26 protein-coding genes are annotated in these 22,614 nt (G+C 72.5%); 17 read left to right on the top strand and 9 right to left on the bottom strand.

What is annotated here, in order from left to right:
- The first annotated feature begins 2 nt into the window (after positions 1–2).
- From AB0J40_RS15400 to AB0J40_RS15375, 6 genes are all read left to right on the top strand, one after another.
- Complete coding sequence (locus AB0J40_RS15400) at positions 3–287, top strand: hypothetical protein (RefSeq protein ID WP_364452750.1); 285 nt, start codon at positions 3–5, stop codon at positions 285–287.
- Positions 288–334: 47 nt separating this feature from the next.
- Positions 335–1,339 carry a DUF3558 domain-containing protein gene (locus AB0J40_RS15395; RefSeq protein ID WP_364452748.1) on the top strand — a complete coding sequence of 335 codons (1,005 nt, stop codon included), beginning with the start codon at positions 335–337 and terminating at the stop codon, positions 1,337–1,339.
- A 67-nt stretch (positions 1,340–1,406) separates the two neighbouring features.
- Positions 1,407–2,408 carry a dihydroxyacetone kinase subunit DhaK gene (gene dhaK / locus AB0J40_RS15390; protein WP_364452745.1) on the top strand — a complete coding sequence of 334 codons (1,002 nt, stop codon included), beginning with the start codon at positions 1,407–1,409 and terminating at the stop codon, positions 2,406–2,408.
- Positions 2,408–3,037 (top strand): dihydroxyacetone kinase subunit DhaL, encoded by a 630-nt coding sequence (dhaL, locus tag AB0J40_RS15385; RefSeq protein WP_364452743.1) that lies wholly within the window; start codon positions 2,408–2,410, stop codon positions 3,035–3,037. Before dhaK ends, dhaL begins: the two co-directional genes overlap by 1 nt.
- The gene (dhaM, locus tag AB0J40_RS15380; RefSeq protein WP_364452740.1) at positions 3,034–3,708 is read left to right on the top strand and encodes a dihydroxyacetone kinase phosphoryl donor subunit DhaM; all 675 of its coding nucleotides are present in this window, start codon (positions 3,034–3,036) and stop codon (positions 3,706–3,708) included. The genes dhaL and dhaM overlap by 4 nt, the downstream gene beginning before the upstream one ends.
- Positions 3,709–3,828: 120 nt before the next feature.
- The gene (locus AB0J40_RS15375; RefSeq protein WP_364452737.1) at positions 3,829–5,595 is read left to right on the top strand and encodes a 3-hydroxybutyryl-CoA dehydrogenase; all 1,767 of its coding nucleotides are present in this window, start codon (positions 3,829–3,831) and stop codon (positions 5,593–5,595) included.
- On the opposite strand, the gene tsaA is transcribed toward AB0J40_RS15375, so the two are convergent.
- Genes tsaA through AB0J40_RS15360 form a run of 3 tightly spaced genes read right to left on the bottom strand, consistent with a single transcriptional unit; the run spans position 5,596 to position 7,264 of the window.
- Positions 5,596–6,006 carry a tRNA (N6-threonylcarbamoyladenosine(37)-N6)-methyltransferase TrmO gene (tsaA, locus tag AB0J40_RS15370; protein ID WP_364452736.1) on the bottom strand — a complete coding sequence of 137 codons (411 nt, stop codon included), beginning with the start codon at positions 6,004–6,006 and terminating at the stop codon, positions 5,596–5,598.
- Entirely contained in the window at positions 6,003–6,428 is a 426-nt protein-coding gene (locus tag AB0J40_RS15365; RefSeq protein ID WP_364452733.1) for a nucleoside deaminase, read from the bottom strand. The genes tsaA and AB0J40_RS15365 overlap by 4 nt, the downstream gene beginning before the upstream one ends.
- A complete protein-coding gene (locus AB0J40_RS15360; protein WP_364452731.1) occupies positions 6,425–7,264 on the bottom strand; it encodes an LLM class flavin-dependent oxidoreductase in 840 nt (279 codons plus the stop codon). Before AB0J40_RS15360 ends, AB0J40_RS15365 begins: the two co-directional genes overlap by 4 nt.
- A 93-nt stretch (positions 7,265–7,357) precedes the next feature.
- Between AB0J40_RS15360 and AB0J40_RS15355 the strand changes: the two genes are divergently transcribed.
- Together AB0J40_RS15355 and AB0J40_RS15350 are read left to right on the top strand one after the other, a co-directional pair.
- Positions 7,358–7,822 (top strand): Lrp/AsnC family transcriptional regulator, encoded by a 465-nt coding sequence (locus AB0J40_RS15355; protein WP_364452729.1) that lies wholly within the window; start codon positions 7,358–7,360, stop codon positions 7,820–7,822.
- Entirely contained in the window at positions 7,806–8,330 is a 525-nt protein-coding gene (locus tag AB0J40_RS15350) for an adenylate kinase (RefSeq protein WP_364452727.1), read from the top strand. The genes AB0J40_RS15355 and AB0J40_RS15350 overlap by 17 nt, the downstream gene beginning before the upstream one ends.
- A 2-nt stretch (positions 8,331–8,332) precedes the next feature.
- On the opposite strand, the gene AB0J40_RS15345 is transcribed toward AB0J40_RS15350, so the two are convergent.
- Positions 8,333–8,809, bottom strand: a complete 477-nt coding sequence (locus tag AB0J40_RS15345; protein WP_364452725.1) for an Lrp/AsnC family transcriptional regulator — start codon at positions 8,807–8,809, stop codon at positions 8,333–8,335.
- A gap of 58 nt (positions 8,810–8,867) precedes the next feature.
- On the opposite strand from AB0J40_RS15345, the gene AB0J40_RS15340 reads away from it, so the two are divergent.
- The gene (locus tag AB0J40_RS15340) at positions 8,868–9,986 is read left to right on the top strand and encodes a PLP-dependent transferase (RefSeq protein ID WP_364452723.1); all 1,119 of its coding nucleotides are present in this window, start codon (positions 8,868–8,870) and stop codon (positions 9,984–9,986) included.
- On the opposite strand, the gene AB0J40_RS15335 is transcribed toward AB0J40_RS15340, so the two are convergent.
- A complete protein-coding gene (locus tag AB0J40_RS15335) occupies positions 9,983–10,195 on the bottom strand; it encodes a zinc ribbon domain-containing protein (protein WP_286002422.1) in 213 nt (70 codons plus the stop codon). The genes AB0J40_RS15340 and AB0J40_RS15335 overlap by 4 nt on opposite strands.
- A 291-nt stretch (positions 10,196–10,486) precedes the next feature.
- Between AB0J40_RS15335 and AB0J40_RS15330 the strand changes: the two genes are divergently transcribed.
- The 3 genes from AB0J40_RS15330 to AB0J40_RS15320 all read left to right on the top strand — a co-directional run bounded on the left by AB0J40_RS15330 (position 10,487) and on the right by AB0J40_RS15320 (position 13,445).
- Positions 10,487–11,611: a nucleotide pyrophosphatase/phosphodiesterase family protein gene (locus tag AB0J40_RS15330; protein WP_364452720.1), complete on the top strand. Its 1,125-nt coding sequence runs from the start codon at positions 10,487–10,489 to the stop codon at positions 11,609–11,611.
- A 72-nt stretch (positions 11,612–11,683) separates the two neighbouring features.
- Positions 11,684–12,784 (top strand): NAD/NADP octopine/nopaline dehydrogenase family protein, encoded by a 1,101-nt coding sequence (locus AB0J40_RS15325; protein WP_364452717.1) that lies wholly within the window; start codon positions 11,684–11,686, stop codon positions 12,782–12,784.
- Between the two features lie 355 nt (positions 12,785–13,139).
- Positions 13,140–13,445: a hypothetical protein gene (locus AB0J40_RS15320; RefSeq protein WP_364452714.1), complete on the top strand. Its 306-nt coding sequence runs from the start codon at positions 13,140–13,142 to the stop codon at positions 13,443–13,445.
- A gap of 30 nt (positions 13,446–13,475) precedes the next feature.
- Here the strand turns inward: AB0J40_RS15320 and AB0J40_RS15315 are convergent, their stop codons facing one another.
- A complete protein-coding gene (locus AB0J40_RS15315) occupies positions 13,476–14,015 on the bottom strand; it encodes a GNAT family N-acetyltransferase (protein ID WP_364452711.1) in 540 nt (179 codons plus the stop codon).
- Here AB0J40_RS15315 and AB0J40_RS15310 point away from each other — a divergent pair.
- The gene (locus AB0J40_RS15310; RefSeq protein ID WP_364452709.1) at positions 14,014–14,775 is read left to right on the top strand and encodes an alpha/beta hydrolase; all 762 of its coding nucleotides are present in this window, start codon (positions 14,014–14,016) and stop codon (positions 14,773–14,775) included. The two genes, AB0J40_RS15315 and AB0J40_RS15310, sit on opposite strands and share 2 nt — an antisense overlap.
- Here the strand turns inward: AB0J40_RS15310 and AB0J40_RS15305 are convergent.
- On the bottom strand, positions 14,763–15,575 hold the full coding sequence (locus AB0J40_RS15305; protein WP_364452706.1) for a phosphotransferase: 813 nt from the start codon (positions 15,573–15,575) through the stop codon (positions 14,763–14,765). The two genes, AB0J40_RS15310 and AB0J40_RS15305, sit on opposite strands and share 13 nt — an antisense overlap.
- 136 nt (positions 15,576–15,711) lie before the next feature.
- Here AB0J40_RS15305 and ctaD point away from each other — a divergent pair, with 136 nt between their 5' ends.
- The 4 genes from ctaD (at position 15,712) to AB0J40_RS15285 (ending at position 20,047) form a co-directional block, all read left to right on the top strand.
- Positions 15,712–17,502 carry a cytochrome c oxidase subunit I gene (gene ctaD, locus AB0J40_RS15300; RefSeq protein ID WP_364452703.1) on the top strand — a complete coding sequence of 597 codons (1,791 nt, stop codon included), beginning with the start codon at positions 15,712–15,714 and terminating at the stop codon, positions 17,500–17,502.
- Positions 17,503–17,620: 118 nt separating this feature from the next.
- Positions 17,621–18,850 carry a phosphoserine phosphatase SerB gene (gene serB, locus AB0J40_RS15295; RefSeq protein ID WP_364452700.1) on the top strand — a complete coding sequence of 410 codons (1,230 nt, stop codon included), beginning with the start codon at positions 17,621–17,623 and terminating at the stop codon, positions 18,848–18,850.
- Positions 18,847–19,626 carry a peptidyl-tRNA hydrolase gene (locus tag AB0J40_RS15290; protein ID WP_364452697.1) on the top strand — a complete coding sequence of 260 codons (780 nt, stop codon included), beginning with the start codon at positions 18,847–18,849 and terminating at the stop codon, positions 19,624–19,626. The genes serB and AB0J40_RS15290 overlap by 4 nt, the downstream gene beginning before the upstream one ends.
- Positions 19,627–19,642: 16 nt before the next feature.
- Positions 19,643–20,047 carry an OsmC family protein gene (locus AB0J40_RS15285; protein WP_364452694.1) on the top strand — a complete coding sequence of 135 codons (405 nt, stop codon included), beginning with the start codon at positions 19,643–19,645 and terminating at the stop codon, positions 20,045–20,047.
- Here AB0J40_RS15285 and AB0J40_RS15280 read toward each other — a convergent pair.
- Positions 20,044–20,385 (bottom strand): hypothetical protein, encoded by a 342-nt coding sequence (locus AB0J40_RS15280; protein ID WP_086672538.1) that lies wholly within the window; start codon positions 20,383–20,385, stop codon positions 20,044–20,046. The genes AB0J40_RS15285 and AB0J40_RS15280 overlap by 4 nt on opposite strands.
- Positions 20,386–20,443: 58 nt before the next feature.
- Positions 20,444–22,492, bottom strand: a complete 2,049-nt coding sequence (locus AB0J40_RS15275; RefSeq protein WP_364452691.1) for an ATP-dependent DNA helicase — start codon at positions 22,490–22,492, stop codon at positions 20,444–20,446.
- Positions 22,493–22,614: the final 122 nt, after the last annotated feature.

Raw genomic sequence — 22,614 nt, 5'->3', positions numbered from 1 at the left:
CAATGGCTACCGAGTCCGGAGCGCGGCCGCACAAGGCCGGCGCCTTCGACATCCGGCTGATCATCGCCCTGCTGATCGGCGTGTACGGGATCATCCTGACGATCATGGGCATCGGCTTCACCTCCGACGAGGAGATCGCCAAGGCCGCCGGCGTCAACATCAACCTCTGGGCCGGCATCGGCATGCTGGTCGTGGCCGCGCTGTTCGTCATCTGGGCCAAGGTCCGGCCGCTGGTCGTGCCCGCCGCGCCCGAGAGCGACGACACACCCGCGGCCAAGGCCGAATAGCCGGGTTGTCCGGACACGGGCGCGAGGTTCCCGCTACCGTGCACCGCGTGCTCCCTGACGTTCGGCGCCGCCGTCTCCCGAAGCTGTTCCTGCTGGTCACCGCCCTCGCGCTGCCGCTGACCGCGTGCGGGCAGGACCTCGGCAAGTCCAACTTCGCGCGGACGACGGTGCCCGCGGCGGCCGGGACCGGGCAGACCTCCGACGGTCCGATCACCGACGCCGCCGTGGCGGCGGACGTGCTGCGCACGATCAAGCCGTGCCAGTTCCTGACCAAGGAGGCCCTCGCCCCGCTGGGGCTCGGCACGGTCGAGGAGGACCCGTCGCCGTCGTCGATCGCCTTCGACCGGTGCGCCGGCAAGGTGAAGGACCCCGGCGGCAAGGAGATGCGGCTCGACTTCGAGATCGGCAACACCCTGCTGCCGCACGCGGACAAGACGACCGGTCAGGTGGGCGGGTTGCCGCTGCGCGTGAACAAGACCGACGAGACCAGCTGCACGGTCGCGGCGATGACGGCGCTCAACCCGGACCTGGCCATGACGCTGTCGGTCACCTACCCCGGCGACCCGTGCCGTCCCGGCCAGACGGTGCTCGAAGCCGTGGTCCAGAAGATCCACAACGGGCCGGAGAAGTACTCGACGCCGTCGGGCACCCTGGTGACCGCCGACCCGTGCACGGTGGTCGACTCCGCGGCGGTGGCCCCCGCCGTGCCGTCGCCGAAGTCCGCGCCGACCGGCCTGCACTCCTGCGACTGGAAGAGCAACGGCACCGACCCGACCATCACCGTCGAGTTCGTCCGCGGCCTCCCGCCCCTCGAAGGCGACGGCTATTCCAAGGTGGACCTCGGTGGCGGCGTCACCGGCTTCCAGAAGAAGGGGACGGCGAGCTCGTCGGAGTGCGAGGTCGAGTGGCAGCACCGGCCGTGGCAGGGCGAGGACGTCGAGCTGGCCCAAGTGGACTACCGCAGCTACGCCGCCCAAGCGGACGCCGACGATCCGTGCGGCAAGGCGGTCGCCGTCGCGAAGAACGTCGTCACGAAACTGCCCAAACCCTGATCTGGCGGCCGGCCGCGCGGCGAGGTAGGAAGGGGACACCCCACCCGCCGATGCGCCGGAGGCTGCCGTGAAGAAGATCATCAACGATCCGGCGAACGTCGTCGCGGAGTCGCTGCGTGGCCTCGCCGCCGCGCACGCCGACATCCTCCGCGTCCAGTCCGATCCCGACGTCGTGGTGCGCGCCGACGCGCCGGTCGCGGGCAAGGTCGCCGTGATCTCCGGCGGCGGGTCCGGGCACGAGCCGCTGCACGGCGGGTTCGTCGGCCCGGGCATGCTCGCCGCCGCGGTACCCGGGGCGGTGTTCACCTCGCCGACGCCGGACGCCGTGCAGGCCGCCGTCACCGCGACCACCGGCGACGCGGGCGCCCTGCTCATCGTCAAGAACTACACCGGCGACGTGCTGAACTTCGAGACGGCCGCCGAGCTGGCCGCCGCCGAGGGCCTCGAGGTGCGCAGCGTCGTGATCGACGACGACGTGGCGGTCAAGGACTCGACCTACACCGCGGGCCGCCGCGGGGTCGGCGGCACGGTGCTGCTCGAGAAGATCACCGGCGCGGCCGCCGAGCGCGGCGATTCCCTCGACGCCGTGACCGCGCTGGCGCAGAAGGTGATCGGCCAGGTGCGCTCGATCGGCGTCGCGCTGACCGCGCCGACCGTGCCGCACGCCGGCACCCCCAGCTTCGACCTCGGCGACGGCGAGATCGAGTTCGGCATCGGCATCCACGGCGAGCCCGGCCGCGAGCGGATCCCGCTCGAACCGGCCGACGCGCTGGTGGCGCGGCTGGTCGAGGCGGTCGTCACGGACTTGCCGTTCGAGTCCGGCGACCGGGTGCTGCTGTTCACCAACTCGATGGGCGGCACCCCGCTCGTCGAGCTCTACCTCGCGCACGGCATCGCCGAGCGGCTGCTGGCCGAGCGTGGGATCGTGGTCGAACGCCGGCTGGTGGGCCCGTACATCACCAGCCTCGAGATGCAGGGGATGAGTCTGACGTTGCTCAAGCTGGACGACGAGCTGACCGAGCTCTGGGACGCACCCGTCAACACCGCGGCGCTGCGGTGGGGGCTCTGATGACCTGCAAGGCCGACGGGGTCGCGGCCGCCGTCCGCGCCGCCGCGGCGGTGGTCGCCGAGCACCGCGCCGAGCTGATCGACCTCGACCGCGCGATCGGCGACGGCGACCACGGCGAGAACATGAACCGCGGGTTCACCGCCGTCGTCGCGGGGCTCGATTCCGCTGTTCCGGACACGCCCGGCGGGGTGCTGAAACTCGTCGCGACGACGTTGATCTCCAAGGTCGGCGGGGCCGCGGGTCCGTTGTACGGCACGGCTTTCCTGCGTGCCTCGGTCAAGCTCGGCACCGCCGAAGACCTCGACGTCGCGGGCCTGCTCGACGCGTTGCGCGCCGCGCTCGAAGGCGTCCAGGCCCGCGGCAAGGCCGTGGGCGGCGACGCGACCATGGTCGACGCCCTGATCCCGGCGGTGTCGGCCGCGGAGAAGGCGGCAGGCGACGGCGGCGACATCGCCGCGGTGCTGACGGCGGCGGCCGACGCGGCCGACCGCGGCGCGGAGTCCACAGTGGACCTGGTACCGCGCAAGGGCCGCGCGTCCTACCTCGGGGAGCGCGCAGTCGGGCACCTGGACCCGGGCGCGCGGTCGTCGGCGCTGCTACTGCGTGCCTTCGCGGAGGCCGCCCGGTGAGCGTCGGCATCGTGCTCGTCTCACACAGCTCGAAGCTCGCGGAGGGCCTGGCCGAGCTGGCTGCCCAGATGGCGCCGGACGTCACCATCCGGCCGGCGGGCGGCCTCTCCGACGGCTCGATCGGCACGGACTACGACGAGGTCGTCGCCGCCACCCAGCGCGCCGACTCCGGCGACGGCGTCGTGCTGCTCTACGACCTCGGCAGCGCGCAGATGACCGCCGAGCTGGCCGTCGAATCGCTGGCCGACCCCTCGACCGCGGTCGTCGCGGACGGCCCGCTGGTCGAAGGCGCGATCGCGGCGGCGGTCGCGGCGCAGTCGGGCAAGGACCGCAAGGCGGTCGCGGAGGCCGCCGCGGCGGCCGGGCTGCCCGAGGACCTGGCGCCGGCCGAACCCGCCGCCGGTGGCGGCGACGAGGTCGAGCTGGTGCTGCACAACGAGGTCGGGCTGCACGCGCGCCCGGCCGCGGTGCTGGTGCGCGCGCTGAGCGCGTTCGACGCCGAGGTCACCGTCTCCCTCGGCGAGCAGGAGGCCGACGGGCACAGCGTGCTGGCGCTGATGTCGCTCGGCGCCCGCCAGGGCGACCGGATCCGCGTGCGGGCGCGCGGGCCGCAGGCAGCCGCCGCGCTGGACAAGGCGAAAGAGCTGGTGGAGGCCAATTTCGGCGAGTGATCCCGGGTCGCCGACCGGGTGACGTCCGCGGTTCTGACTCGATTCCGTCTGGGCTTCGGGTGGTGCCGTGTGGCAGAGTCAGGGGCCAATTACCAGCGAGTAACATCTCTGGAGGCCTCGATGGCGCGGGACATCTCGACGGTCGGAGTGGTCGGCCTGGGCACGATGGGGGCCGGCATCGCCGAAGTGCTCGCGCGCAGCGGGCTCGACGTCGTCACGGTCGAGCTCGACGAGGCCGGCGTCGCCCGCGGCCGCGGGCACATCGAGCACTCCACCGAGCGCGCGCTGTCCGGCGGCAAGCTGGACGCCGCCGGCCGGGAGGCGCTGCTGGGCCGGATCCGGTACGGCACCTCGCTGTCGGATCTGTCCGAAGTGGACCTGGTGGTCGAGGCGATCCCGGAAAGCCTGGGGCTGAAGGCCGACGTCTTCGCCGAGCTGGACAAGATCACCCGGCCCGAGGTGGTCTTCGCGTCCAACACGTCGTCGCTGTCGATCACCGAGATCGGCGTGCACACCGCCCGCCCGGGCAAGGTCGTCGGGATGCACTTCTTCAACCCGGCGCCGGTGCAGAAGCTCGTCGAGATCGTCAAGACGGTGGTGACCGAGCCGGAGGTGGTCACCGAGGTGGTGGCGTTCGCCGAGCGGCTCGGCAAGGTGCCGGTGGTGATCGGCGACCGGGCCGGGTTCATCGCGAACGCGCTGCTGTTCGGCTACCTCAACCACGCGGTGCGGATGTACGAGCAGCGCTACGCGACGCGCGAGGACCTCGACGCGGCGATGCGCTTCGGCTGCGGCTACCCGATGGGGCCGCTGGCGCTGCTCGACCTGATCGGGCTGGACACCGCGTACGAAATCCTCGACACGATGTACCACCAGTCCCGCAACCGGCTGCACGCGCCGGCGCCGCTGCTCAAGCAGATGATCACGGCGAACCTGCTCGGCCGCAAGACCGGCCGCGGCTTCTACACCTACGACGCACCGGATTCGCCCAACGTCGTCGCCGCCGACGTCGCGTCCACTGTGGACGTCTCGGCGGCGCGCCCGGTGGCCCGGGTCGGGGTGGTCGGCACCGGCACGATGGCGACCGGCATCGCCGAGGTGTTCGCCAAGCGCGGCCTCGACGTCGTGCTGCGCGCCCGGAGCCTGGAGAAGGCGCAGGCGTCGGTGGCCCGCGTCAAGAAGTCGCTCGACAAGGCTGTGGTCAAGGGAAAACTGTCCGAAGAGGACGCCGCTGCGGCCTTGGCGCGGATCACCCCGGTCACCGACTTCGAGGCGCTGGCCGACGTCGACCTGGTCGTCGAGGCGGTGGCCGAGGAGCTTCCGGTGAAGCAGGCGGTGTTCGCGGCGCTCGACGAGGTCGTCCGCCCGGGTGCGGTCCTGGCGACGACGACGTCTTCGCTGCCGGTGATCGAGTGCGCGGCGGCGACGTCCCGGCCCGCCGACGTGATCGGCCTCCACTTCTTCAACCCGGCCCCGGTGATGAAGCTGGTGGAGGTGGTCTCGACGATCGCGACGGCCCCGGACGTCGTCGCGACGGCGAGCGCGGTGTGCAAGGCGGTGGGCAAGCACGCGGTCCACTGTGGAGACCGCGCGGGCTTCATCGTCAACGCGCTGCTGTTCCCGTACCTGAACGACGCGGTGAAGATGCTGGAGGCCCACTACGCGGGCGCGGACGACATCGACACGGCCATGAAGGTGGGCTGCGGCCTGCCGATGGGCCCGTTCGAACTGCTGGACGTCGTCGGGCTGGACGTGTCGCTGGCCATCCAGCGCACGCTGTACAACGAGTTCCGCGAGGAGGGCTTCGCGCCGGCGCCACTGCTGGAGCACCTCGTGACGGCCGGGCGGCTGGGCCGGAAGACCGGGAAGGGCTTCAAGGACTACTGATCAGCGCTCGGCGACCTCGCCGAGGACCGGTTTCACGTCCAGGACCGGCGTGCCGTCGATCGCTTCCAGGCCGGTCACCGTCAGCACGCCGGTCTCCACCGCCGCCACCGTCACCGTGTGGAGGCCGATCGGGTTCGGGCGGTCCGGGGAGCGCGTCGAGAACACCCCTTCCCGCGGGCGGCCCGGGTCGCTGCGCGGGTGGACCGCCAGGGCCTCCCGGTCGGCTTCGTGCAGCCACGTCAGCAGGACCAGGCGGTCGCCGGGGCGGAGGTCGGCCGCCGCCGGGTGGTACTTCTCGGCGAACACCACCCGGGCCGGTGGGGCGCCCTCGTCGGCCTGCCTCGGGGCCGTCGCGCGGTCCCTCAACGACGACTCGATGCGCGCCACCGGGTGCACCTCGTAGCTCGTCACCTGTAGTAGCCCTCGACCGGCACGCGGGCCTCCTCGAACAACGCCGGGCCTTCCGTCCGGTAGCCCCACGTCACCGGCGGGCGCAGCGTGAGGAACTGCTCGGTCGACAGCGCGTAGACGACGCGGCCGAGCCCGGACCGCTCGATCGCGCCGGTGCACATCCCGCACGGCTGCGTGCTCGTGAACATCGTGGTCGCCGCCGCGGTTTCCGGGTCCAGGTTCCGCGCCGCCCAGCGGGCGAGCTTCAGCTCCGGGTGGGCCGTGATGTCGTTGTCGGTCAACGACGTGTTGCGGTCCTCGGCGAGGACGTTGCCCTCGGCGTCGGCCAGCAGCGAGCCGAACGGCGGGTTGCCGTGTTCCTCGCGCGCCTCGCGGGCGAGCTCGATCGCGCGGCGCAGCAGGGCTTCTTCGGTGTCCTTCACCGGTTCTCCTTCCAGGACGCGGCGATCGCCGCGAGGTCCCGCCAAGCGACCTCCGGGTGGAGGGTCTCGGCGGGGTCCGCATCGAACGGGTCGAGCACGACGGTGTCCGCGCCCAGCGCCCGCAGCTGCGCCAGGTCGTCGAGGATCTGCTCGAGCGTTCCTTCCCCGGCGCGCCGCTCCGGCCCGGTCACCGGCGTTCCGGTCACCCGCAACAGGATCCGCGGCGCGAACGCCGGCACCGGCCGGTCGCCGGCCAGGGTTTTCAAGCGCGCCAAGCCATCCCGGAACCCGGACAGCGTCATCCGCAGCGGGTGCCACGCGTCGCCGAGTTCGACCGCGCGGCGCAGCCCGGCGTCGCTGTGCCCGCCGAGCCACAACGGGATCGGGCCGGCGCGGTAGTCGTCGTGGTCGGCCCACGCCGCGCGGATCGCCCGCAGGTACTCGCTCGTGAGCTTCCCGCGCTGCTCGAACGGCACGCCCAGCGCGGCGAACTCCTGCTTCGCCCAGCCGATGCCGGCGCCGAGCACCAGCCGGCCGCCGCTGAGCGCGTCGAGGTTCGCCGCCATCCGGGCCACCAGCAGGGGATGCCGGTACGGCACGACCAGCACGGTGGTGCCGAGCCGCACCCGGTCGGTGACGCCCGCGAGCCACGACAGCGTCGTGAACGGCTCGTAGAACGGCGCCGGGTACTGGCCGGCGACGTCGGGCGTGATCGCGACGTGGTCGGACACCATCAGCAGGTCGAAGCCGAGGCCTTCCACCGTCCGCGCCCACGCGCGCAGCACGCCGGGATCCGTGCCGGGCCCGAAGTTGGGGACGTTCACGCCGATCTTCACCCGGAAAAGCTATCGAGGGGGAAGCCGTGATCGGAAGGGAAGGATCACGGCGTTCGGCGGCTTCGGCCGTGGATCTCGCGGTACATTCGCCGGATGACCGAGAGTCTCGATCCGACGGACTGGGCCATCCTGGTCGAGCTCCAGCAGGACGCCCGGCTGCCGCTCACCGAGCTCGGCCGCCGGGTGAACCTCAGCGCGTCGGCCACCACCGAACGGCTGCGGCGGCTCGAGGCGACGGGCGTGATCACCGGCTACCGCGCCGAGGTCGACCTCGGCAAGGTCGGCTACCCGGTGCTGGCCGTCGTCCGGCTCAAGTACCCCGGCAGCCGGCACGAGGCACTGCACAAGCTGCTCGGCGAGCGCTTCGAGATCCTCGAATGCCTGCGCACCACCGGCGACGACTGCTACACGCTCAAGGTCGCCGCGGCCTCGATGGCCCACCTCGAGCACACGATGGACGAGCTGGCCCAGTTCGGCAGCACGACCACGAACGTCGTCTACAGCCAGACCCTGCCCTACCGCGGACCGCGGGAGCCCACCCGTGACCTCGACGCCTGAGCGCATCGTCGTCTACGGCGTGACCGGCTCGGGCAAGTCGACGCTCGCGGCCCGGATCGCCGAGCGCGCCGGCCTGCCGTACGTCTCGGCCGACGACGTCGGCTGGCAGCCCGGCTGGGTCCCGACGCCCGACGACGAGCAGCGCCGCCGGATCGCCGAGGTGTGCGCGGGGGAGCGCTGGGTCCTCGACGCCGTCTACGGCAAGTGGCGGGACATCGTCCTGCCCCGCACCCAGCTGATCGTGGGACTCGACTACCCCCGCTGGCTTTCGCTGGGCCGCCTGGTGCGCCGGACCGTCGTGCGCTCGGTGACCCGGGAGCGGATCTGCAACGGCAACGTCGAGTCGTTCCGGCAGATGTTCTCCGCGGACTCGATCATCCGCTGGCACTTCGTGTCGTTCGCGCGGAAGCGGGCGACCATCCGGGCCTGGGCCGCCGCGTCACCGGGTCCGGAGGTCGTCCGGCTGACGTCGCCGCGCGAGACCCGCCGCTGGCTCGCGACGCTCTGAGGTCAGGCGCCCGGCGGCAGCAGCGGGCCGCCGCTCCAGTGCTGGAAGACGAGGTTCGTGTGCACGCGAGCGACCTCGTCCCGCGCGGTCAGCTCGTCGAGGACCAGGCGCTGCAGCTCGCCGGCGGAGCTGGTCGCGACGTGCGCGAGGAAGTCGTCCGGCCCGGTCAGGTGGTAGACCGCGCGCACCTCGGGCAGCGACAGCAGGTGCTCGACGAACGGGTCGACCAGCGGCCGCCGGTGCGGCCGGACCTGGACGAACAGGAACGCCTCCAGCGGACGCCCCAGCTTCGCCGCGTCGACCGACGCGTGCTGCCCGGTGATCACGCCGGTGTCCCGCAGCCGGGCCACGCGGTCCAGGCACGTCGACGGCGCGATGCCGACCGCGGCCGCCAGGTCCTTGTTGGTGATCCGGGCATCGTTCTGGAGCAGGCGCAGAATCTCGAGATCGACCGGGCTCAGTTCGACGGAATCGGGCATCGCCGAATGATATCCGAGACTGTTGCCTGGGATCCGGTGAAAGCTCGACCATGCTGGCATGACTTCCTCGCTGCGCACCCGCGCCGTCCACGCCGGCCGTGACGACCTCACGGACCTCGGCGTGCACGCCGCTCCGCTGGACCTGTCGACGACGTACCCGTCCCGGGACAGTGCCGCCGAAGCCGCCCGGATCGACGCCTTCGCCGCCGGCGGCGAGCTCGACGGACCGCCGATCTACGGCCGGGTGGGCAACCCGACCGTCGAGCGGTTCGAGCGAGCCCTGGCGGAGCTGGAGGGCTTCGAACACGGCGTGGCGTTCGCCAGCGGCATGGCCGCCGTCTCGGCCTGCCTGCTTTCCGCGGTGGCGCAGGGAAAACGGCACGTCGTCGCCGTGCGCCCGCTGTACGGCTGCAGCGACCACCTGCTCGAGTCCGGGCTGCTCGGCACCGAGGTCACCTGGACCGCGCCCGGCGGGGTCGCCGCCGCGCTGCGGCCGGACACCGGGCTGGTGTTCGTCGAGACGCCGGCGAACCCGACCCTCGCCGAGGCCGACATCGCCGCGCTGGCCGCCGCCTGCGGAGACGTGCCCTTGCTGGTGGACAACACGTTCGCGACCCCGGTGCTCCAGCGCCCGGGCCGCCACGGGGCGCGGATCGTGCTGCACAGTGCGACGAAGTTCCTCGGCGGCCACGGCGACGTGATGGGCGGGATCGTCGCGTGTGGTGCCGCGGAAGCCGCGCGGCTGCGCCAGATCCGCTTCGCCACCGGCGGCGTGCTGCACCCGCTCGCCGGATACCTGTTGCTGCGCGGGCTTTCCACGCTGCCGCTGCGCGTGAACGCGGCGTCGGCCACCGCGGCGACGCTGGCCGAGCGGCTCGGCGGCCACCCGGCCGTGACCTCGGTCCACTACCCGCGGATCGGCGGCCCGCTGGTGGCGTTCGAGGTCGACGGCGACCCGCACGCCCTGATCGGCGCCGTCCGGCTGATCACGCCGGCCGTGAGCCTCGGCAGCGTCGACACGCTGATCCAGCACCCGGGGTCGATCAGCCACCGGATCGTCGACGAGGGCGACCGGCACGACGCCGGCGTCTCCGACCAGCTGATCCGGCTTTCCGCCGGGCTGGAGGACGTCGAGGATCTGTGGGCCGATCTGGAGCAGGCGCTGAAGGCGGTCTAGCCGCAGCAGCCGCCGCCACAGCAGCCACCGCCGCCACCGGCCGGGACCGCGGGTCCGCTCGCGGCCCCGGTGAGGGCGACGGTGGTGAGCAGCTTGACGGTGTCGGTGTGGCCCTCCGGGCAGGCCGCCGGCGCGCCGGATTCGCTCATCGGGCGCAGGAGCTCGAAGGTCTCGGTGCACTCACGGCAGCGGTAGGCGTAGGTCGGCATACCGCGATTATCGCCGGGAAGACCTTGGTGCGACAGACCCGGGTCTTCGGGTTGCGTTGTCGGCCGAGGCGCGGGAGTGAGCCGGGCCGCGGAATCGCCGGAGTGCCGTGCTCGCGGTCTTGCACGCCGCCGAGAGCCGGGGTGCGGCCTCCGTGCCGGACGCCGAGTTGTGGCTTCCTCCGCGCGAGGCGGCGGAAGCACATCAGCCGCTGGGAGGGCTTCCAGGACCGCTCGGCGGTGACCCGGCGGCGCCGCTCGGCCGTCGGGGCCTTGCGGTGGGAAGCTGGGCGCGTGCAGCCGCCTTCGCTCGCCGATGTTCCCCACCTCGGCCAGGTCGTCCCGTCCCTGCTCGCCGCGCTCGGGGTGCCGGGCTGCGGGAACACCCTCGCCCTGCCGGAGGCGCGCAGCGCCGGCGTGCTGCTCGTCGACGGGCTCGGCCGGGAGCTGCTCGCCGAGCACGCCGCCGACGCTCCGGTGCTGACCGAGCTGGCGCGGGAGTCGTTGCGCGTCGGGTTCCCGTCCACGACCGCGGCGGGCGTGGCCGCGATCGGTACCGGGCTCGCGTCCGGTGAGCACGGCATGGTCGGCTACACGTTCGAGATGCCCGGCACGGGCGTGCTGAACGCGTTGCGCTGGTGCAGCCACGAAGACGGCAGCGACCTCCGCGGCGCCCTTCCGCCCCGCGAAGTGCAGCCACTGCAGACGACGTTCGAGCGGGCCGCTTCGGCGGGCATCGACGCGGCCGTGGTGTCGTCCGCCAAGTTCCGCGACACGGCGTTGACCCTGGCCACCCAGGGCGGTGCGCAGTACGCCGGGGTGCACGCGCTGGGCGACCTCGCCGCGCGGACGTTGTCCATGCTCGACGGGCGCGCGTTCTGCTACGCCTACCACAGCGAGCTGGACCTGCTCGGGCACGTGTACGGCCCCGGCTCGGCCGCGTGGCGGATGCAGCTGCGGCAGATCGACCGGCTCGTCGAGTCCCTTGTGGACGGTCTGCCGGCCGGCGCCCTGCTCGCCGTGGTGGCCGACCACGGGATGGTGACCGTCGACGACAAGCTCGACCTCGAGGACGTACCCGAGCTCCTGGAAGGTGTCCGGACGTTCGGGGGCGAGGTGCGCGCCCGGCACGTCTACACCGAACCGGGCGCGGCCGCGGACGTCCTCGCGGCCTGGCGCGAGGTGCTGGGCGAGCGGGCGTGGGTGCGCTCGCGGGAGGAGGCCGTCGCCGAAGGGTGGTTCGGCCACACGGTCAGCGACCGGGTGCTGCCGCGCATCGGCGACGTCGTCGCGGCGGCCCGGGACCGGTTCGGCATGGTGCGGGGGCTCGCCGAGGCCGTCGAGACGTCGCTGATCGGGCAGCACGGGTCGCTCACCACCGCCGAACAACTGGTTCCGCTCGCCCTCGCCCAGGGCTGAGGGTTTCCGGGAACTTTCCCGGGCGGGGCCCCGACCTGTCCACTGCGTACCCGAGTGACGGGAGTGGGCGGAATGGGCGGGCTGGACGGGATCGGGGTCGTCGGGGCCGGTGGCGAGGGACGGGCCGTCGCGGCGTACCTCGCCTCGCGGGGACTGGCGGTGCACCTCTGCACGCGGAACCTCGAGGAGGTGCGGGAGATCGCGCGCCGGCGGGAGATCGTCGCGAGCGGGGTGCTCGGAGGGCGGTTCCCGCTGCGGGAGGTGACCGGCGACCCCGCCTCGCTGGCCGGGCGGGCCGTGGTGCTGGTCGCCACGGTGACCACCGCCTACCCGGAGGTCGCTGCTCGGCTCGCCCCGCACCTAGGCGCCGGGCAGGTCGTGGTGCTCTTCTCCGGCAAGCTGTGCGGGAGCGTCGAATTCGCGCACGCGCTCGCGGCCGCCGGGGCACCCGAGGTCGACGTCGTCGAGACCGACGCGCTGTTCGCCGCGCGGCCGTCCGGCACCGACGGCGTGACGGTGCTGGGTACCAAGGGCTGGAACCTGATCTCGGGCAGCACGCCGGCCGCGGTCGGACGGCACGCCGGGCTGCTGCGGGAGTGGTTCCCGATGCTGGAGGTCGCGCGCAACCCCGTCGAACGCGGCCTGCACGACTTCGGCGCGGTCGCGCACGTGCCGATCGCGCTCGCCAACCTCGGCACCATCGACCGCGCGGAGGAGCTGCTCTTCTACGTCGACGGCGTTTCCGCCCGGACGGTCGCGTTGCTGGAGCGGACGGAGGCGGAGTTCGCGCTGGTCGCGCGGGCCTACGGCGCGCGGCTGATGCCGATGACCGAGGTGCTCGACCGGTACTACGGATGCCCGGCGACGACGCTGCTGGACGCGCTGCGGACGGTGGAGCCGTACCGGACGATCGCCGCGCCGACCAGCCTCGACCACCGGTTCCTGACCGAGGACATCCGCTCGACGCTGGTGCCGCTGCAGGCGCTCGCGCGGTGCGCCGGGGTGGCGACGCCGGTGGTGGACGCGGCGATCACGATCATGTCCGTGCTCGGCGGGGAGGACTTCCGGCGGACGGGGCGGACACTGGCCCGGCTCGGGTGGGAGGGGCTCGGGTACGAGGGGATCGTGCGCCGGTTGGGGGTTGGCCGCGGGGCGGTGGACCGGGCGGCTTGAGTCCTCGCGTGGTGAGGGATGCTGGGCCGGGGAACCGCGGCTGCGATGGGGGCCGGCACTGATGGGGCTGGCCGCGAGGTGGCGGCCCGCGTGGTTACGGGTGCGTACCGCGGCTACGACGGGACCCGGGCACCGATCGGGCTGGCCGCGAGGGGGGCGGCCCGCGTGGTGACGAGATCCGGCACCGAGCCGCCGGCTGTCCGCCCAGGCGGGTTTGAGGCCCCGCACGGTGAAGAGAGCCGCACCGGGCCCGGGATTGAGCCGCGGAGCCCAGGCCGCCCACCTCCCCGGCCCCGCCGGAAGCCACGCGGGCCTGGGCGATCCCCTTCAGCCCCCGCCGTTTACCGTGGGCCGCGTGCCTCGACGGAACCGTCCCGGCCGCCGTTCGGACGGTGGGCCGCCCGAACGCGAACTTGGTGCCGCCACCGGGTGGGCCCGCGCCGAGTCCGGCAGCGATGGGGACTGGCTCGTGCGGACCGTGCCCGGGGCCCAGGCCGGCAAGACCTACCGGTGCCCCGGCTGCGACCACGAGATCCGGCCCGGCACGCCGCACGTCGTCGTCTGGCCCGCCGACGAGACCGGCTCCGTCGCCGACCGGCGGCACTGGCACCGGGCCTGCTGGGACGCCCGGGCCCGGCGCCGGCCGAACCGCCGCCGCTGAACACTCTGGAGTTGTCAAACACCGCCCGGCTCAGCGCCGGTAGTGGCGCGAGTACGCGCCGTCGTACATCTCCTCCGTGTACTCCGTGAAGCCCAGCCGCTCCGCCACCCGCAGCGACGGCTTGTTCTCCACGCTGACGCTCGCCAGCACCGGCAGCGACGGCAGGTCGCGGGCGCACCACTCCAGCACCGCCAGCCCGGCCTCCACCGCGTACCCCTTGCCCCACGCCGACGGCCGGAACCGGTAGCCGAGGTTCAGCACCTTCTCGCCGTGGAACTCCCGCAGCCGCACCCCGCACATGCCCAGCACCTCGGTGCCCCCGCGTTCGAGCACCGCGGGATAGCCGAAGCCGTGCTCGGCCCAGTGCGCTAGCCAGTCCGAGAACATCGCCGACGCGCGCGGGACGTCGGGCGGGTCGGGGTGGAAGCGGTTGGTGCGCGGGTCGGTGTGGATGTCGACCATCGCCTGCCGGTCCGCCTCGTGGAGCGGACGCAGCAGCAGCCGGTCGGTTTCGATGTCGGTGAACACATCGGCGAAGCTAGCGCGGGGGTCCGACAAAATGGCCCGCATGACCGAACTGCCGCTGGTCCTCCTCCACGCCTTCCCCCTGGACGCCCGCATGTGGAACGCGGTGCGCGAGCCCCTCGCTTCACACCTTCGGGTGATCACTCCGGACCAGCGCGGGCTCGGCCGCTCGCCGCTGCCGGAGTCCGATCGCGAACCGAGCCTCGAAGACGCCGCGCGCGACGTCGTCGCCCTGCTCGACCGCCTGGAACTGGACCGCGTCGTGCTCGGCGGCTGCTCGATGGGCGGCTACCTCGCGATGGCGGTGCTGCGGCTGGCGCCCGAGCGGGTCGGCGGGCTCGTGCTCATCGACACCAAGGCGACGCCCGACACGCCCGAGGCCGCGCAAAGCCGGCTGGACGTCGCCAGGCGCGTCGAAGACGAAGGCACCAAGGGCTGGCTCGCGGAGGCCAACCTGCCGAACCTGCTGGCCGAATCCACCCGCGCGACGCGGCCCGACGTCGTCGAAACCGTCCGGGAGATCATCGAATCGCAGCCGCCCGCCGGCATTTCGTGGACGGCGCTCGCGCTGCGGACGCGGCCCGATTCGGTCGAGCTGCTGCGCGAGTCGGGGGTCCCCGCTCTGGTCGTCGTCGGCGAAGAGGACCCGATCACCCCGGTGGCGGCGGCGAGCGCCATGGTCGAGGTGCTGGCCGGGGCGACCCTCGTGGTGCTCCCGGGCGCCGGGCACCTGACGCCGCTGGAGGACCCGGCGGGCGTGACCGAGGCGATCCTCTCCTGGTATCCGGCGACTCACGAGAAGTAGGCGTCGAGCGCGGCGCGGGCTTCCGGCAGCCGGTGGGGGAACCGCCGCGCGATCATGAAGCGCCACACCACGGCGTAAAGCTCGCGCAACCGCGTGAAGAAGCGAAGCGCGTCCTCGTCGGCTTCGCCCGGGTACGCGGCGAGGTACTCGGGGCCGCCCTGGCGGGCGAGGACGGCGAGGTCCCAGGCGAGCGGCCCACGCCAGGTGTCCTCGAAGTCCAGCCAGCACGGCCCGGCGGGAGTGGCGATCAGGTTGCCGGGGTGCGCGTCGCCGTGCAGCGGCTGCCCGGCGGCGTCCGGCAGCGTCGCGGCCAGCCGGGCCGCCTCGGCGGGCAGCCGGGGGTCCAGCTCGTGCCGGCCGAAGATGCGTTCGAGGTCGTCCAGCGGGCCGCGCCGGGGCAGGTCGCCGGGGTACTCGCGCAGCGCCGCGTGCACCTCGGCGAGCGAGCGCGCGACGACGTCCGGTGCGTACCGGTGGTCCGGATCGTGCGGCGTGTGGTGCCAGAGCGTGACCGGCAGGCCGTCCGCGAAATGGGGCCCGGCCGGGGGATCCGCGGCCGGTGAGACGACGAGCACACCACGCTCGGTGAGGAACCGCGACACCGCCAGGTCCCGTTCCTGCCAGGCCGGACCGGGCCGCGCCAGGCGGGTCGTCCCCGGCACCCGCGCGACCAGCGGACCCAGCCTCACCAGCACGTTCGAGCGTTCGTGGAGCACCTCGGGCGCGTGCTCGCGCAGGCCGAGCCGGGAGGTCACGGTCAGTGCCGCGCGAACCGCGGCCCGCGTGTATTCGTCGGCCACGGCCCGATCTTGCCAGCCGGTGCGCGCGACTGTCGGTAGCGAGGGCTACGATCCCCCTGACCGCCGGAACGCAGGCCCCGCCCGCGCCCGGCGGCCGGACGATGACCACCACAAGGTTTCAGTGTTGGAGGCAGGAGTGACGGCCGTAGCCCCCAAGCCGATCGCGACGCGCCCGTATCCCGCGCGCGAGTCGGTCAAGGGTTCGTACCTGCTGCGGTTGTTCCGCACGACGGACCACAAGCAGATCGGGATCATGTACCTGGTCACGTCGTTCGCCTTCTTCATGGCGGGCGGCGCGATGGCCATGCTCATCCGCACCGAGCTGGCGCGCCCCGGTCAGCAGTTCCTGTCGCAGGAGCAGTACAACCAGCTGTTCACCATGCACGGCACGGTGATGCTGCTGCTGTACGCGACCCCGATCCTCTTCGGCTTCGCGAACTTCGTGCTCCCGCTGCAGATCGGCTCGCCGGACGTCGCGTTCCCGCGGCTGAACGCGTTCTCGTACTGGCTGTACCTCTTCGGCGGCCTGATCGTGCTGTCCGGCTTCCTGACCCCGGGTGGCGCCGCCGACTTCGGCTGGTTCGCCTACACCCCGCTGTCGGACGCGATCCACTCGCCGGGCGTCGGCGCGGACCTGTGGATCTCCGGCCTGGTGGTCTCCGGTCTCGGCACCATCCTCGGCGCGGTCAACATGGTCACCACCGTGGTCTGCCTCCGCGCGCCCGGCATGACGATGTACCGGATGCCGATCTTCACCTGGAACATCCTGGTGACGTCGATCCTGATCCTGCTCGCCTTCCCGATCCTGACCGCGGCCCTGATGGGCCTGCTGGCGGACCGGCACCTCGGGGCGCACGTGTTCGACCCCGAAAACGGCGGCGTGATCCTCTGGCAGCACCTGTTCTGGTTCTTCGGCCACCCCGAGGTGTACATCGTCGCGCTGCCGTTCTTCGGCATCGTGTCGGAGATCTTCCCGGTGTTCAGCCGCAAGCCGCTGTTCGGCTACAAGAGCCTGGTCTGGGCGACGCTGGCGATCGCGGCCCTGTCGGTCGCGGTGTGGGCGCACCACATGTACGCCACCGGCGCCGTGCTGCTGCCGTTCTTCTCCTTCATGACGTTCCTGATCGCCGTCCCGACCGGCATCAAGTTCTTCAACTGGATCGGCACGATGTGGAAGGGCCAGCTGTCCTTCGAGACACCGATGATCTTCTCGATGGGCTTCATCGTCACGTTCCTCTTCGGCGGCCTGACCGGCATCATGCTGGCCGCGCCGGCGATCGACTTCCACGTGTCGGACAGCTACTTCGTCGTCGCGCACTTCCACTACGTGCTCTACGGCACGATCGTGTTCGCCACCTTCGCCGGCATCTACTTCTGGTTCCCGAAGATCACCGGCCGGATGATGGACGAGAAGCTCGGCAAGTGGCACTTCTGGACGACGTTCATCGGCTTCCACGGCACGTTCCTCGTCCAGCACTGGCTGGGCGCCGAGGGCATGCCGCGCCGGTACGCGGACTACCTGACCAGCGACGGCTTCACCACGCTGAACACGATCTCCACGATCGGCGCGTACATCCTCGGTGCCTCGACGCTGCCGTTCCTGTGGAACGTCTTCAAGAGCTACCGGTACGGCGAGATCGTCACGGTGGACGACCCGTGGGGCTACGGCAACTCGCTGGAGTGGGCGACGTCCTGCCCGCCGCCGCGGCACAACTTCACCGAGCTGCCCCGGATCCGCTCCGAGCGGCCCGCGTTCGAGCTGCACTACCCGCACATGATCGAGCGCATCCACAACGAGGGCGAGATCGGCTTCTTCGGCAAGCAGAAGCTCAACAGCCACGCGGCGCCGTCGCAGCTGCTCACCGAAGCGGTGATCCCGGGTGACCACTCGAGCGACAACGCCAGCGAGCAGGGCGACGACAAGTAACACCCTGAACGAGTGAGAGCGCGTGCCCGGCTTTTGTGAAGCCGGGCACGCGCTCTACTTATGTTCGAGCCCGGACCGGCAGACTGATCGTGCAGCGTTGCCGAACGAGGGATGACCAGTGACCCAGACCCCCGTCCTGATCACGACGACCGGCCCCGACAAGCCGGGTGTCTCGTCCGTGCTGTTCGCCGTGCTGACCCGCCACGACGTCGACGTGCTCGACGTCGAGCAGGTCGTCATCCGCGGGCAGCTCGTGCTCGGCGTGCTCGCCGGGGTGTACCGCGACCCGGAGGGCCTTCAGGAGTCCGTCGAGCAGGCGATGGCGTCGGTCGGGATGCAGGTCGACGTCAAGATCGGCTCGGCGATCGGGGACGACCCGTTCGCGCTCGGCCGCCGCGACTCCTCCCACGTGCTGGTCGTGCTGGGCCGCCCGGTCACCGCGCGGGGCTTCTCGGAGGTCGCGCGGCGGCTGGCGTCGCTCGGCGCCAACATCGACGCGATCCGTAGCGTCGCCGACTACCCGGTGACCGGCCTCGAGCTGTACGTCTCGGTCGACCAGGACACCCCCGAGGCCGACGCCGCCCTGCGGTCCGAACTCGCCGACGCGGCGGTCGAGGCGGGGATCGACATCGCCGTCGAGCGGGCCGGGATCACGCGCCGGGCGAAGCGGCTGGTCGTCTTCGACGTCGACTCCACGCTCATCCAGGGCGAGGTCATCGAGATGCTGGGCGCGCACGCCGGCGTCGAACCGGAGATCCGCGAGATCACCGAAGCCGCCATGCGCGGTGAGCTGAACTTCACCGAGTCGCTGGAGCGCCGGGTCGCGCTGCTGGAGGGCCTCCCCGCCACGGCGATCGACGAGGTCGCCGCGTCGATCGAGCTGACCCCCGGCGCCCGCACGACGATCCGCACGCTCAAGCGGATGGGGTTCAGGACCGGCGTGGTGTCCGGCGGGTTCACGCAGGTCATCGGCGGGCTGGTGGAAGAGCTGGGCCTGGACTTCGCGGCGGCGAACGAGCTCGAGATCGTCGACGGCAAGCTCACCGGGCGTGTGGTCGGCGAGGTCGTCGACCGCGCGGGCAAGGCGAAGGTGCTTCGCCGCTTCGCCGGCGAGTACGACATCCCGCTCGAGCAGTGCGTCGCGGTCGGGGACGGCGCCAACGACATCGACATGCTCTCGGCGGCCGGCATGGGCGTCGCGTTCAACGCCAAGCCCGCGCTGCGCGAGGTGGCCGACACCGCGCTGTCGCACCCGTACCTCGACGCCGTGCTGTTCGTGCTCGGCCTCACCCGCGGCGAGGTCGAAGCGGCCGACGCCGCCGACGGGCTCGAGCTGATGCGTCCGTGAGCAGCGTTCTCGACCCCCTGGGCGTCCGCTACGCCTACTGGCTCGGGCTCCCGGCCGAAGACACGTCGGACACCTCGGACGAGCTGCCGGAGGAAGTCCGGGCGATGCCGGTCATCCTGCGCATCGAACGCGCCGAGCCGCCCGGCCGCACGCCGCTGCTGGAGGCCGCCGCGGCCGCCGCGCTGGCGGTCTGCCTCGACGAGCGTTCGGCGCCCGGCGGCGAGTGGGCCGAGCCGATGCACGCGTGGCTCGACAACCGGATCCGCAAGGTCGCCCGGCGGGCGCGGGGCGCGCACTGGGCGGCCGTGCAGGGCCTGCCGGGCATCACCGTCGAGATCGACGGCGCCGAGGCGCGGGCGCTGGTGCCGGGCCTGGTCGCCGAGGCGCCCAAGGAGGTCTCGCGGCTGCAGATCTCGGGCAGCGAGCTGCCGCCGGACGAGCCGGGCCCGGTGCCCGACGGGGTCCCGCTGCTCCTGCTCAACCCGCACACCCCGATGACGGTCGGCAAGGCCGCCGCGCAGGTCGGGCACGCCACGATGATCCTCGCCGCCCTGCTGGACGACGGGCAGCGCGCCGCCTGGGCCGCGCGGGGCTACCGGACCGCGGTGCGGCAGGCGAGCGTCGCGCGGTGGAAGGAACTGCACCCCGGCGACGACCCCGAGGGCGCGTGGCGGCGCGACCGCGTCGTCGCCGTGCGGGACGCCGGGTTCACCGAGGTCGACCCGGGCACCATCACGGTTCTCGCGCAGTGGGAGCCGGAACAAGGGGCTTCCTGAGCCGGTTGGAGCGGGCATGGGACTGGAAGTACAGCGCGACGGACAGCATTCCTTCGTCGGCCGCAACGACCGCGGCGCGGAGGTGCGGCTGGGCCGCAACGGCGCCGAAGGGGCGTTCTCACCCGCGGAACTGCTGCAGATCGCGGCCGCGGGCTGCAGCGCGGTGACGGCCGAAGAACTCGTCACGCGGCGGGTCGGGGAAGACGCGAAGTTCCGCGTGACCGTCAGCGCCGATCGCCGGGAAGGCGCTTCGGAACTGGACGCCGTGCACGTCGCGTTCGATGTCGACGTGTCGACTTTGGCGGCGGATCAGCGGGAAGCGCTGGCCGGCGCCGTCGACCGCGCGATCGAGCGGCTGTGCACGGTGAGCCGGACCCTCAAGAAGGGGATCCCGGTGACGGAGGAGTTCCCGGTCGCCTAGTTCTCGCTGGACTCCCAGACGACGTAGGCCTGGTCGGCGTCGGTCGTCATGGCCTCGATGAACTTCTCGTTGTCGAACCCGGGCAGGGCCTGCAGCCGCTCGATCAGCGCGTCCGCCGCCGGGTCGCCGCTCGGCACCGCCGTGCCCTTGCCGTCGGTGCCCACCAGCATGAAGAAGACGTCTTCGTTCCAGGGGCCGTCGGGGATGACGCGGACCATCACCGACGACAGGCCTGCCCACGTGACGGCCTCTTCGCTGCCGTCCGCGAGCCGCCGCCGCACGCCGGTGTCGTCGACACTGACGGTCCGGGACTGTGCGCTGGACGAATCCTGGGTCAACCGGTGCTCCCTTGCTGCGTCGGTGGGTTCACCGTACCGGGCGGGGCCGCGCACCGCGTCACGCGGGCGCGGCTGCGTCCAGCCGGCGCAACGCGTCGCGCGCCACCTTCGGGTCCATCGTCGGCCAGAACGGTGGCAGCGAAGCACGGAGGAATCCGCCGTAGCGGGCGTTCGCCAGCCGCGAATCCAGCACCGCGACCACCCCGCGGTCGGTGACCGAGCGGTGCAGCCGCCCGGTGCCCTGCGCCAGCAGCAGCGCCGCGTGCGTGGCCGCGACGGTGAGGAACCCGTTGCCGCCGCGGGCTTCCACCGCGCGTTGCCGCGCCGACGACACCGGGTCGTCCGGGCGCGGGAACGGGATCCGGTCGACCACCACGAGCTGCAGCGACGGACCGGGCACGTCCACGCCCTGCCAGAGGGACAGCGTGCCGAACAGGCACGTGCGGACGTCCTCGGAGAACTTCTGGACCAGCAGCGAAGTCGCGTCCTCGCCCTGGCAGAGGATCGGGAAGTCCAGCCGCTCGCGCATCTCCTCGGCCGCCTGCTTGGCCGCCCGCATCGAGGAGAACAGCCCGAGCGTGCGCCCGCCCGCGGCCTCGATCAGCTCGGCCAGTTCGTCCATTGTGGACGACGCGAGGCCGTCGCGGCCCGGTGGCGGCAGGTGCTTGGCCAGGTAGAGGATGCCGTTGCGCTTGTGGTCGAACGGCGAGCCGACGTCCAGGCCGGTCCACTTCGGGCCCGAGTCGTCCTTCGGGGCCTCCTTCTCGGTGGCCGCGCCGGGCGCCTGCTCGACGCGGGCCGCGCCCGGCGGGAGACCCCACTGGCGCGCCATCGTGTCGAACGTGCCGCCCAGGGTCAGCGTCGCCGAGGTCAGGATCGTCGTGTGCAGGTTGAAGACGCGCTCGCGCAGCAGCCCGGCGACGCCGAGCGGCGCGACCTTCAGCGCCGGCGACCGCGGGTTCGAGGAGTACTTGTCGCCGGAGAGCCAGACGACGTCGCGCTGGTGCGCCTGGTCGTCGTCGAACGCTTCCAGGAGCCGGACCGCGGTGTCGTGCACCTCGTCGAGCAGCGAGCGCGCCAGCTTGCGCGCGGTGGCGCCCTCGACGTCCTCCTTGCGGTCGGAGCCCAGGGCCGTGATGCACGCGTGCGCGGCGTCGCGGATCGCCGGGATCGCGCCCTTCAGCGGCCGGGGCAGCTCGTCCATCCGGCCCGGGGGCAGGTCGTCGACGATCAGCGCCAGCCCGTCACCGGCCTCGAGGAGGCTGTCGGCGACGTCGGCGTCGATCAGCTTGCCGCAGCGGCGCGCGGCCGACGCGCACATCGCGCTGGTCAGCTCGCCGGTGGCGACCGAGGTGACGCGGTCGACGAGGTCGTGCGCCTCGTCGATGATCACCACGTCGTGGTCCGGCAGGACCTGGTAGCCCTGCAGGGCGTCGATCGCCAGCAGCGCGTGGTTGGTGACGATGATGTCGGCGCGGCCGGCCTCGGCGCGGGCCTTCTCGGCGAAGCAGTCCGTTCCGATCGGGCAGCGAGAAGCGCCGAGACATTCCTTCGCCGTCACCGACACCTGGCGCCACGCCTGGTCGGAGACACCGGGGACCAGCTCGTCGCGGTCGCCGGTTTCGGTGTCCGACGACCACTCCCGCAGCCGCGTGACCTCCTTGCCCAGCCGCGACACCGCGAACGGGTCGAAGAGCTGCGCGTCCTCCGGCTCGTCCGGCGCGCCGTAGTCCAGGCGGTGCAGGCACATGTAGTTGCGGCGGCCCTTGAGGATCGCGAAGGTCGGTTCGCGGCCCAGCGGCTTCTTCAGCGCCTTCGCCAGGCGGGGCAGGTCGCGGTCGACGAGCTGGCGCTGCAGCGCGATCGTCGCCGTCGAGACGACGACGGTGGCTTCCTTCTCGACGGCGTGGCGGATCGCGGGGACGAGGTAGGCCAGGGACTTGCCGGTGCCGGTACCCGCCTGCACGGCCAAGTGCTCACCGGTGCGGATGGCGCGGCCGACGGCCTGGGCCATCTCGACCTGCCCTGGGCGTTCGGCACCGCCCACGGACTCCACCGCGTGGGTCAGGAGTTCGAGGACGCCGGGGAAATCGGTTCGGGCGGGCACAGCGACACACATTAGCCGCCGGGGCCGACAGGATCGGTGATCCGTCGCGAACGGGCCACTCGCGCCGTCGCCCCGGGAACGCCGAAGGGGACCTCACCGGCGTGAGGTCCCCTTCGGCGGGC

This window comes from Amycolatopsis sp. NPDC049691 (genome assembly GCF_040675005.1).
In the GTDB taxonomy this organism is placed as follows: domain Bacteria; phylum Actinomycetota; class Actinomycetes; order Mycobacteriales; family Pseudonocardiaceae; genus Amycolatopsis.
Note: the sequence above shows the minus strand (reverse complement) of the source record. Positions and strands in the feature narration are given on the sequence as shown.